This window comes from Candidatus Flexifilum breve (assembly GCF_016713355.1).
The window spans coordinates 1,359,002-1,370,531 of sequence record NZ_JADJPI010000035.1 but is presented as its reverse complement, the minus strand read 5'-3'; the positions used below and the strand labels follow the sequence as shown (position 1 = coordinate 1,370,531).

The following is an 11,530-nucleotide window of genomic DNA, read 5'->3' as shown; positions in this document are numbered from 1 at the left end:
ACCGATGCGAATAGTCATGTCAAAGGAGAACCCCATGAAACGTCTCTTCCGGTTCGCGCTTGCGCTCACGCTTGTGCTGGTTGTCAGCTCCGCCGCGCGCAGCGCGCTGAAGGCGCAGGACGGCGTCAGCGAACAAGACGCGATTGACCTCGCGCTGACCAATCCCATTCTAGCCAGCGGTCTCGGACAGATCGAAGGGTGGACGGCCGCCGCCTATGATACGCAGAACGCCTATCATATCTGGCGGGTGCGGGTCTGGGATGCGGATGGCGAAGACCTCGGCTGGGCAGATGTTGACCCGGCGCTCGGCAAAATCTACAGCTTTGAGGCGCACTTCAGCGCCTCCGAGTCGCAGCGTGACGCCGCCTACCCGCTGCTGCGCGAATTCATCGACAATGCACCGGACGTGCTGGCGCTCGTGGAAAACCCGTCGGCCTACAACATCTGGGTTGATTGGGACGGCTGGAATCGCTGGTGGGGTGTGTACGTGGATATCGGCGAAGACTCGCTGGCGCTGGCCATTCGCTTCGACAATGGCCTGACGCCCGATGATCTCACCAACCCCCAGTTAGTGAGCGTATACTTCCCGAACGTGGTGTCGTATGAAGAATGGCAGTCGATGGCGCAGTCGGCAGCGGTGTCCGTCGCTTTCCGCACGCAGGCGATTGCCGATGCGGTCGCCGGGCGCACGTGGACGACGCAAGTCGAACGGGCGGATGATGGGCTGTGGCGCGTAATCTTCCTCGAAGGTGAAACGCCGCTCGCCGAAGTGCTGCTCGATAACGCGATGCAAACCGTGGTCGATTACTCGGTAGGCGAATAACGGCGAAATGCGAACAGGGTTATAATCAACCCCATGAATGAACGACTGGCGCTCCTGATTGTCGACGACGAAGAAGCAATCCGCTCCGCTCTGGCCACGCTGCTAGGGCGGGCGGGTTTTGACGTGCGGGTGGCCGCGAATGGGACGGAAGCGCTGGCGCGCATCGCCGAGGCTGCGCCCGACCTCATTCTGCTCGACGTGGTGTTGGAGGAAAGCAACCCGAACGCCATGGGCGGGTTAGACGTGCTGCGGCATGTGCGCGCCTTGAATCGCTTCATCCCCGTGATCATGCTCACGTCCTACCCGGAATGGCAGATCGAGAGTTTGGGGCAGGGCGCCATCGCCTTCGTGACCAAACCGTGGGATGCGAACGCGCTCATCCTGCAAATCCGCGCCACGCTCAGCGCCATTCAGCACGTGCGCAAAGAGACACAGGCCGCGCCGAGCACCGACGAACTGCGCATCGGCGATCTGGTGATCGACCTGACGCGCTATCGCATCACCAAGGCGGGGCAGGAAATTGACCTGACGCCGATTGAGTTCGCGCTGCTGGCGTTTCTGGCGCGCAACCCACGCCGCGAATGGACGCGCGAACAACTGCTGAATCAGGTGTGGGGCTATGAGTGGGTCGGCTATGAACGCACGGTCGACCGGCATATCGCGGCGGTGCGGCGCAAGCTGCACCTGCAGCGCGACGAATTGATCGAGACGGTTCATGGCACAGGTTATCGGTTGGTGGTGTGATGCAGCGCGCATGGTTGATCGCAGGCATAGGTTTGGCTCTCGCATGGGTGATTGTGCCCACCGTGTTCACGTCGCTCGGACTCGACGTTACGCTGCGTTTCACCAGCGGTGAGGCCTATGGCGTGATGTTGTTCACGCTGGGAGTGACTGTGATCATTCTCGTCCGGGTAAGCTACCGTCGCCCGCGTTTACGCCGCACATGGGCGCTGGCCGCTGCTGGACTGGTCGGCGTGTGGGTGTTCCTGCCGTTTTTCGTCTCCCAGACGCAGAATCACCCGCTGGCGCTGGTGTTCATCGTCGCCAACCATCCGGTCGGCGTGCTGTGGTTTCTCGGCGCGTTTCTCATCACGCTGCTCCTCCTCACCTACGTGACCGCGCAGGCGGGACGGGTCGCCGAAGCGAACCGCCGCCGTTTGAACATCCTCACGCTGGTGCAAGACCAATTGATCGAAGGGGTGGCGCTCTTCGATCAGCAGCAAAAGCTGATGTGGGCGAATGCGGCGGGGCGGCGCTATCTACTCCAGAGCAGCGCGCCGCGTACCGAAGTGACGCGTCTGCTCCAGCGCTCCGTCGAAAGCCGCCGCAGCACGGCGCAAAGCCTCACCCTGAGCGAAACTGAGCGCATCAATGTGCAGGTCGCGCCCACGCCGGATGGTGCGTACAGCGTGATCGCTCGCCCGCTGCAAAACGAGTCCGACGCAGCGACGCTGTTCTATGAGCGGTTCATGCGCCGGATTGTGCACGATATGCGCAACCCGCTCGCCGCCGTGATCGCCCACGCGGGCAATTTGCGCGCGCTCGAAGATGGACAGAGCAGCGCAACCGATTGGCGCGCGACCGCGTATACCATCGAAACAGAAGCGCAGCGCCTGACGCGGTTGGTTGACAGCCTGCTGTTCGACGCGCGGTTGTCGTATGTGCCACCCGCGCTGCAAAAGCTAGATTTGCTCGATCTGATCGAAGAGGTGTATTTTCAGCATGACGAGCGCGCCATCCGTGAAGGCAAGACGCTGGAAATCGACTCGTCGTTGAAAAGCGCGCCGCTGGAAGGCGATCAGGATTTGCTGGCGCGCGCGCTGAGCAATCTGGTCGACAACAGCCTGAAGTATTCGCGGAGCGGGGCGCAGATTCGCGTCAGTCTCGAAAAAGCGGATGATCAGTATGTGATTCGCGTGGTGGATACGGGCGACGGCATTCCGCCAGATTTGCTGCCCGACAAGATTTTCGAAGCGTTAGTGCGCGGTCGTCCGCATGACAGCGGGAGCGGCCTCGGCTTGTCGATCGTCAAGAAGATCGTCGAACTGCATCACGGAAGTATCAGCGCCGAAAGCATGATTGGAAAAGGGACGATCATCACCCTATGGCTGCCTACCTAATCGCTGCAGCGCTGCTGCTCCTCACGTTGACCGGGTGCGGGGTGCGCCTGGAAGTCTCGACACCGCCCATCCCGACGCCGACGCCGCGCGTGTTCCCCGGGGTCGATTATTCGCGGAACGGGATTTGGCGCGTGCAGGCGACGCCGCGCATCATCTTCCCCGTCAGCGAGAATGCACAGATGCAGTTGTTCATGCAGGAACAGCTCCCTGTGCTGCTGCTCGCCGGGCGGCAGTTATACGTCGGTGCCGAATATGACGCGACATGGTTTTCGAACGCGCAGAGCAACGCGCAGGTGCGCCTGCGGGCCTATACCCGCGGCAGCGACGACGACGAATGGCTGCCCTATGACAGCAGTGAACGCGACCTGACGACCAGCAGTGCTCCGGCCACCAGTCGCGACTCGCTCTCGCTGATGCTCACTTATGCTGAACCGACGGCGGTGCAGGTTCGTATCGAAGTGTCGGTGATCGCCTATAACGCGGATGGGTCGATCACGACGAATGTCGAAACCAACGACTTTCCGCTGCTCGTCTTGCAGGATAGCTCGGAGATTGAGGTCGATCTGGACGCGCTCGTGCCGCAGTACGGCGAGTGGGGCGAGAACCAGATGCTGTTCGACTGGCGCGACTGGCACGGCGGCCCTTGCGGCCTGACTGATCGCGAGATCGCGGCGCTGGATGCAGCCTGTGAGGCATGGGAGAACGGTGACGGCGATCAGCTTTATACGCAGCTGCGCGCCGCGCTCGAACAAGCGGATGACCCGGAACTCCGCGGTATCATCGCCGGGCAGATCGGTCTGCTGCTGGTGCTGGCGGGGGATGTCGATCAGGCGGCAGAGACCTTTAGTCAGTCGGTTGAAGCCTACACCCAGTCGCTGCTCCCGTTCCAGGTTGGCGTGCACCTGCACAATCTGGCCGCCGCGCAGATCATGCGCGAAGATGGTGAGGCCACGGCCTATACGCTGCAAGTGCTGCAAGAACTGCGCGGGCAGTTCTACGATGAGGCTGGGAATATGTTCACGCAGGCGATTGCGGGCTACTGGTCCGATGAACCGTGGCGGTTGGACGAACCCATGTACTGGTTTAGAGAGCGTGACCTGCCGCAGGGCGACATTGTCGAGATTTGGAAGACCCGCGCCGAGCAGTAGCCAGTCCAGACCCCACCTCCGACCCCTATCAGAGGTCGGTTTTTAATTGTAGGGACGAGGCATGCCTCGTGCTCCTGTGCTCACACGACCACCACATCCGTTCAAACACCTGTTTTGCTTTCACGGACAACCGATCCGTTGTCTAATTCGGATAAAGAAACGGACGAGGCAAGCCTCGTCCCTACAGGTTCTCGGCGAAGAAGACGGTGTTCGATGGGGAATCGTAAAATACCTACCCCTGCTAGACCTCCGGACCCTCCCCGAATTGAGTTGACAGAGGGACAGTTTTAACAATCGAGGGGATTGTAGGGACGCCCAACGGGGCGTCCGCCGGAATAGGGGCGCAACGGACGCGCCGTTGCGCGTCCCTACAAACCACGTTTTCCCTCAAACGAGCTCCTTAAGGGTTCCCCATGTTAAAAGTGTCCTGTCCTCAACCGAATTGAGGGAGTGGCGACAACATTACGCGCCAGACCAAATTCGTCTTCGCAGGGACGCGATTGATCGTGTTCGGTGGTGTTTTGGTTGGTGAAACCCCGCGGAAGGTGGTACATGTTAGCACTTTGACGTGATGCACCTCGGGGAGTTCACCATGAGCGAGATTCGAGTTTTACTGGCAGGCGAATCGTGGGTGTCCAACAGCACCCACTTCAAAGGGTGGGATTTCTTCTCCAGCACGGTCTATGAGGTGGGCACGGACTACCTCGAAGGCGCGCTGAAGGGCAGCGACATCCAACTGGAGCACATGCCGAGCCATGTGGCGGCGACGCGCTTCCCGCTCACCCTCGACGAACTAAATGCTTACGACGTCGTCATCCTCAGCGATATTGGCGCGAATACGCTGCTGCTGCACCCGGATACGTGGCTGCGCGGCAAATCCGTGCCGAATCGCCTCAAGCTGCTCAAGACGTGGGTCGAAAATGGCGGCGGCTTGGCGATGGCGGGTGGGTATCTCTCGTACGCGGGGATCTACGCGTCGGCGAAGTACTATCGCACGGTAATTGAGGAGATTCTCCCGGTCAACATCCACACGTTTGACGACCGCGTCGAAGTGCCGGAAGGTGTGAGCGTCGAGGTCGTGCAGCCGAATCACCCGATTCTCGCCGGAATTACGGGCGAGTATCCCGCGCTGCTCGGCTACAACGAGACGACGCTCAAACCGGATGCCGAATTGATCCTCTCGACGGGCGAACACCCATTGCTAGCCGTGCGGAGCGTCGGGCAGGGGCGCACGCTGACATGGGCGTCGGACATCGGACCGCATTGGTGTCCGCTGCCGTTTTTGACCTGGGACGGCTATGCGCGCCTGTGGCAGCAGTCGATCCACTGGTTGGCGGGACGCTAGACGCCACGCCAGACTGTTCGCTAGAGACCATCTGAACATTCGCAATTGCTCTCGTAGGGGCAAGGCGCGCCTTGCCCCTCCACAAGCAAAACAACGGATTCTTCAAATGGTTTCTTACAGAGGCTCAGCGTCGCGATGATTCGCACGGCGCTGCCTTGCCCACCACACTCCACTTGCCACGATCACGCTCCCTAGTCCCCACAGCCCAAGCGACCGCCACAGCGGCGGTTCGCCCGTCGCTGGGAGTTGACCGGCAGTGACGAGGATGTGCGCGGCACCGCCGCTGCTGCCCGCTGGTGTCTCGCCGACCAGCGCCAGGTTGCTGACATGCACGCTGGCGTTGGGCGACTCCAGAATCGCCGCGTTCGGAATCGTCTCGCCCGCGCGCAGACTGGCGACCCGCGCTGAGACCACGATCACCGCTTCTTCGCCAGGTTGCAGGGTGAAGTCGCTGACGGTCAGTGTATTGGCGTTGAAGACCCACCGCCCGTGCGTGGTGGAGAGCACACGGAGATCGGCCAGACGTTCGTCAAACACATCGTAGATCACCACCTGCGTGAGTGGGATAGTCTTGGGGTTCCGCGCCCGAATAGTGTAGGTGACGGTCTGTCCGATGGTCGCAAACGGGTGATCGACTGTTTTGGTGATGTAATCCGTGTCGCCGCCCCCAGACACTGTCGCGCCAGGGATGAGCACCTCATTGATGAGCGTGACAATTTCGTCGTCGTTGATGATCCCGGTGAAGGTCGTCGGCGTGATCAGCTCCACCGGCCCGCTGATGCCGGTGATGGCGAGGTCGAAGGTTTCGACGCCTTCCAGTGCTGTATCGTCCAGAATCGGCACGGTGATCGTTTGCTGGTAAGTGGTGCCGGCTACAAACGGCGCATCGACGAAAGTGAGTGTTTGGGCGGCGAACGCCCCGTAATCCGCGCCGCTGGTCGCATTCCCGCTGGCAGCATCGTCAATCGTCAGGGTGATGTCGCCCGCGAGATTAAAGCCCGCTGGGATCAACACCTGCACATCTACGGTCAACGTACCCGCTGCCTCGTCGACGATGGCGCTGTTCACGGCGAACGACGCCTGCGCAAAGACATCCACATCGTCGTCATTGAGGATGATCGTGTGGCTGTCCGCTGGAGCGATTTCCGCCGACCCGGTGACGGCATTGATGCGCAGCGCGAGGTATTCCGCGCCTTCGATGAGGCTGTCTTCCAGCAGGTTGACGGTCACGGTCTGGATGTAGGTGGTACCGGCGGTCAGCGGCCCGGCGAAGGTGACGGTTGTCGGCGCGAAGGCTGCGTAGTCGCTGCCGCTGGTGGCATTGCCGCTCGCCGCATCCACGATTTCCACCGTGATCGGGTCGGGGCTGCTGAAGCCCGCGGGCACGTCCAACTGCACATTGACGCTGATGCCCGTCGCATCTTCGGTGACGATTTGATTGATGTCCGGCAGCGACGCGCTGGCGACAACCGTGTCGATGCCTGTGCATTCCACCGCATAGGTGACCGTCGGTTGGGTGGGATCATTGGTGGTGAAGGTGAGCTGCGCTGAACGCACGCCCGCCGCCGACGGCGTGCAGATGATGGCCGTATCCTGCGGTGGATTGCCATTGCCAATGGTCGTCGGCAGGCCGATGAGGCGGAAGTCGCCCGGATGCAGGCCGCCGATACTGCTCAGGCTGACAGTCAGCGCGCTGTCGCCGTCCTCGATGATTTGCAGCGTGGTGCTGATCTCACTGCCCACCACCACTGACCCGAGGTTGATGGTCGCATTCACCGGTGGCGCGGAGTCGTAGACCGGGTCGAGCGAGTACTCAAAAGCGCCGCTATCACAGTCGCCCACCTGCGGCGAATTCGGTGTCCCCGTCGCATCGAAACCGCGCAGATAGCCGCGTTGATCAGTGATTGGGCAGTTACTGAAGTTGGCGGCGTCAAGCGCCGGACTGCCCGGCACCAGCGCATGGGTGAACGTCGGCCCGTTGTTGTCCGCCAGCGGCGCGAGGATGGTGCCAATTGCCCCAGCCGGGACGATGTCGGTCGCCCCATTCGGGCAGCCGCCCGCGCTGCCATTGACGCCAAACACGTTATAGGCGTTGCCCACCGTGAGCGTTCCCCCAATGATGCTGTCGTTGTAACATTCAGCGTTAGCCGGGGCGGTATTCCCCGCAATGATGTTATTCCGCAGCGTGACGGTCGCCGCCAGATTATAGACGCCGCCAGCGCCGGCACCGGCACTATTGTTGGTGATCGTGTTATTGGTGAGGATGGCGGTCGCTCCCAATTGGTACAGCGCCCCGCCATAACTGCTGGGGGCGCTGTTGCCCGAAACAGTGCTGTTGCTCAAGTTGAGGTTGGCGCTTTCGCTCACCAGCGCGCCGCCGCCGCTTTGGCTCTGATTGTTCGTGAAGAGGCTGGCGGTGATCGTGCTGGAATTCAGGTAGCTGTAGATCGCTGCACCCATCGCGGCTTGATTAGCAGAAAAGACGCTGCGCGCCACATTCAGATTGGCTCGATTGACGAAAATCGCGGCCCCAAGCCCGGATGTTGAGGTCGCGACGTTATTGCTGAAGGTGCTATCGGCAATGGTCAGCGCGCCGGCTGTGTAAATCGCGCCGCCCAGTGTGCCCAAGCCCCCGCCAGTGGCGAGGCCGTTGGTCATGGTCAAGTGGTTGATGTAGACCTCAGCCCCGGACGCAATGTGCATAAGGCGGAAGGTGGCCGCGCCGGAGCGAGTGATGGTGAAACCCGCGCCCTCAATCGTCAGGCTGTTTCCCCCATCCGCCAGAATGCTCGGCAGCCCATTCACCCCATCGGTAAAGTCAGTGGCGCTGGTGAGCGCGATATTGGCGCTCAGGGTGATGGTATCGTCCTGATTGTTGCTGTTGGCGGCCGTGATCGCGGCGATCAGTTCAGCGGCGGTGCTGACGGTGAACGTGGCGGCTTGCACGCGCGGAATGATCCCAAGCAGTGTGGCGAGAGACAGAAAGAAGAAAAATTTGCGCATTGATGCTGCCTTCGTACGGGAGTTGAATTTTCCGGAGCTAACGAGCAAGGTGATGAAGGTGGTAATTTGCCTAAGTCCCGCTGGTTTGTCAATGCGCTCGGTGTCAGAGAATCGTTACATGGTTGTCAGGATGGGCAACCCGCCCAGAGGTGCTTGATTGCTTGAGTAAGCTGCCGAATGTTCTTGTGTAGGGGCAGACCGACGTGTCTGCCCGGTTGTGGGCGCACACGCAGGTGCGCCCCTACACCCGTTCGTGGATTTTTGTTCGAAAACCTACTTAAGCCGGGTCGCGGAGCCGCGTGCTGACCAGCGCGCAAATCACCAGCAGCCCGACCGCCAGCAGCAGCGACGGCGTGAACGACTCATCCGGTGTTTTGAGCACGCTCATGATGTAGACGAATACGACCGACGCCTGCCCGAATAGCTGAATCAGCCCGTTGGAGGTGCCTTCCGGCGTCGGGTAGGTGATTTCGGCGGCGTACTGCATCGCGATGGGCATGGTGCTGACGAGGAAGAAGCCGAGCGCGAACGCCGACACCAGCAGCAGCGTGAAGTCGGTGGCGAATGTCAACCCGATGACGCCGGGAATCGTCAGCGCGAGGCCGAGCAGCAGATAGCGCTTCCGTTTGCGCTGGCGGTCGGAGAACGACGGGATGACCACCGCGCCGATCACGCCGCCGACCAGCATCAGCGCGCCGAGCGTGCCCGCGTCGGTTGAGGAGAAGCCGCGCCCCCGCACGATGCCTTCGATCCACGTGTTGATCCCGTTGAAGATGCCGAGTCCGACGAACGACACCAGCAGCACGAGCAAAAACATGCGTGAGCGCAGCGCGTGCTTCAGCCCATCGAACATGAGCGAGCGCACCGCTTGATCGGGCGCACTAGGAGGTGTCGGCGGCTTTTCGCGAGCAAACACCAGAAACAGCACTGCCGAGGCCGCGGTCACGCCGCCGTAAATCAGTTGAATGGTAGGGATGTCCAATGTTTCGCTGAGTACGGGGGTGACGACCATGCCAATCGCCGTGCCGACGAGGTTGGCCAGCGTCACTAATCCGACCGCCGTCGCGCGTTCTTCTACCGCGAACCAGTTGGCGGGCACTTTCGTCCATGCGTTGAGCAGAAACGGCTGCGCGACCGCGATGGCAATGGTGGCGAGCAGGACGACCGCGTAATCCGTCCCGGCGAAACCGCGCAGGAGCCCGCCGATGGACATCAGGATCACGCCGAAGCCCACGCCCACGCGAAAGCCCGATGTATCAATCACCCACGAGGCCGGAATCGAGAAGGGAATGAAGGCCAGCATGAAAGACATCGCCAACACACCGATTTCCAGATCGGTCACGCTGTACACCTGTGCAGCGCGGCTCGTCACCGGGGCGTAGCTGATCCACAGGATTTGAATAGTGAGGTTGACGGCCATGAAGACCGCCAGCACGACCCAGCGATAGCTGTAGACGGGATACTCGGTTTTGGACATCAGTCAGCTTTCTCCGCATTCAGAGTCTTGAACAGCGCTTTGTTGCGTTGGTGGAGCTGGCGGTACACCGCATATTGCTTGTCGTACAGCGGTCGGTACTGCGGGCGCGGCGTGAAGGTTTTGGCGACCCGCACGAGGCGGCGCACCTCATCAAACTGAATCGCGCCGAGGCCGACGCCACACACGAGCGCCGCCCCCGCTGCACCTGCGTTTTCGGGATGTTCGGTGACTTCAATCGTGCGCCCGGTGACATCCGCGAGGATTTGCGCCCACGTGTCCGAGCGCGCACCGCCGCCGACAAAACGCACGGTCGCGCTCCGCGGTACGTTCTTCTCGACCGTCTCCAGCATCCAGCGTTTGTGGTAGGCGTCACCTTCCAGTACCGCGCGGATCATCTCCCGCTTGCCCGTCTCCAAGTTGAGGTTGAAGAACATGCCGCGGGCATACGGGTCTTCGAAGGGGGAGCGATTGCCGTGCAGCCACGGCGTGAAGATCACCCCATTCGCGCCGGGCGGCGTCTCTTCGACGACTTTGCCGAGATAGGCGTACAGCGAACGATATTCGGCTTCGCGGTCGGCGATGGTTTGCTGGCCGAGGTATACACCGATTTCGTCCAAGGCGAGGTGGTCGCGAATCCACTGCAAGCAGCGTCCCGACGTTTCTTGCTCAGAGATGTAGTTGTATTTGCCGGGGATCGCCCCGAGGATCGACGCGACCATGCCGCTCACATCGGTTTTGCGCTGGTCGAGGGTGGCGCACACCCAACCGGACGTGCCGATATAGATGTGCGTGCTGTTGGTGTCCAGACTGCCGGAGCCGAGCGAGATCAGCGAGAGGTCGCCGCCGCCGCCGAACACGGGCAGGCCGACGGGCAGTCCTAATGCCTGAGCGGCACGCTCCGTCAGTCCGCCGACCTGATCGGTGGCGCGCACGACGGGCGGCAGATGTTCCGGGTTCACGTTGTAGGTGTGGCATAAACCTGCGTGCCAGTTGAGGTGATCAGGCCGGGTGTCGAACAGGAAGGTCGCGTGCGCGCTGTCATAGCCGAGCGTGAACTGCCCCGTGCAGCGCATGACCAGATAATCTTTGACATCCAACCAGCAGCGCAGGGCACGGAAGCGTTCCGGATCTTCTTCGCGCAGCCACAGGTATTTCCAGAGCGGATCCTTCGCGGAAGCGGACGCGCCGCCCGTGATGCGCAGCGCGCTCAGCAGCTTGACCGCGTTCATGCCCTCGATTTTGAGCAGACCATCCTGCAGGTAGCGGCGGCGCTGCGCCGTGCCGCGCGCGTCCATGTAGCTCATGGCGCGCCCGAGCGCGTGTCCGTCCGCGTCGACTGGGACAAAGCCCTGCATCTGCGCGCAGAAGGCCATGCCCTGAATGGCCTCTGGAGCGACCTGCGCCCGCCGCAGCACGGCCTGCGTGCCGCGACAGATGGCCTCCCACCATAAATCCGGGTCTTGCTCGATGCCGCCGTTGTCCAGCACGTACAGCGGGTAATCTTCGATGGCGGTCTCCAGCATGTCGAGACGGTCGCCCAAGCGGTACAAAACCGATTTGCTGCTGGTGGTGCCGACATCATGGACGAGGAGCAACGGCGCGGTCATCAAGTTG

At 61.5% G+C, this 11,530-nt stretch carries 8 protein-coding genes; 5 read left to right on the top strand and 3 right to left on the bottom strand.

The features are described 5' to 3' along the window. Positions 1-34: 34 nt before the first annotated feature. From IPK17_RS28830 to IPK17_RS28810, 5 genes are all read left to right on the top strand, one after another. Complete coding sequence (locus IPK17_RS28830; RefSeq protein ID WP_343421153.1) at positions 35-823, top strand: hypothetical protein; 789 nt, start codon at positions 35-37, stop codon at positions 821-823. A 33-nt stretch (positions 824-856) separates the two neighbouring features. Further along, a complete protein-coding gene (locus IPK17_RS28825) occupies positions 857-1,567 on the top strand; it encodes a response regulator transcription factor (protein ID WP_343421152.1) in 711 nt (236 codons plus the stop codon). After that, positions 1,567-2,943 (top strand): sensor histidine kinase, encoded by a 1,377-nt coding sequence (locus IPK17_RS28820; protein WP_343421151.1) that lies wholly within the window; start codon positions 1,567-1,569, stop codon positions 2,941-2,943. The genes IPK17_RS28825 and IPK17_RS28820 overlap by 1 nt, the downstream gene beginning before the upstream one ends. Beyond that, the gene (locus IPK17_RS28815; protein ID WP_343421150.1) at positions 2,928-4,091 is read left to right on the top strand and encodes a YfgM family protein; all 1,164 of its coding nucleotides are present in this window, start codon (positions 2,928-2,930) and stop codon (positions 4,089-4,091) included. The genes IPK17_RS28820 and IPK17_RS28815 overlap by 16 nt, the downstream gene beginning before the upstream one ends. A gap of 592 nt (positions 4,092-4,683) precedes the next feature. Continuing rightward, the gene (locus IPK17_RS28810) at positions 4,684-5,436 is read left to right on the top strand and encodes a glutamine amidotransferase (protein ID WP_343421149.1); all 753 of its coding nucleotides are present in this window, start codon (positions 4,684-4,686) and stop codon (positions 5,434-5,436) included. Between the two features lie 114 nt (positions 5,437-5,550). On the opposite strand, the gene IPK17_RS28805 is transcribed toward IPK17_RS28810, so the two are convergent. The 3 genes from IPK17_RS28805 to IPK17_RS28795 form a co-directional block, all read right to left on the bottom strand. After that, positions 5,551-8,439, bottom strand: a complete 2,889-nt coding sequence (locus tag IPK17_RS28805; RefSeq protein ID WP_343421148.1) for a choice-of-anchor Q domain-containing protein — start codon at positions 8,437-8,439, stop codon at positions 5,551-5,553. A 277-nt stretch (positions 8,440-8,716) separates the two neighbouring features. Further along, positions 8,717-9,916 (bottom strand): MFS transporter, encoded by a 1,200-nt coding sequence (locus IPK17_RS28800; RefSeq protein WP_343421147.1) that lies wholly within the window; start codon positions 9,914-9,916, stop codon positions 8,717-8,719. Beyond that, entirely contained in the window at positions 9,916-11,523 is a 1,608-nt protein-coding gene (locus IPK17_RS28795) for a xylulokinase (RefSeq protein WP_343421146.1), read from the bottom strand. The genes IPK17_RS28800 and IPK17_RS28795 overlap by 1 nt, the downstream gene beginning before the upstream one ends. Positions 11,524-11,530: the final 7 nt, after the last annotated feature.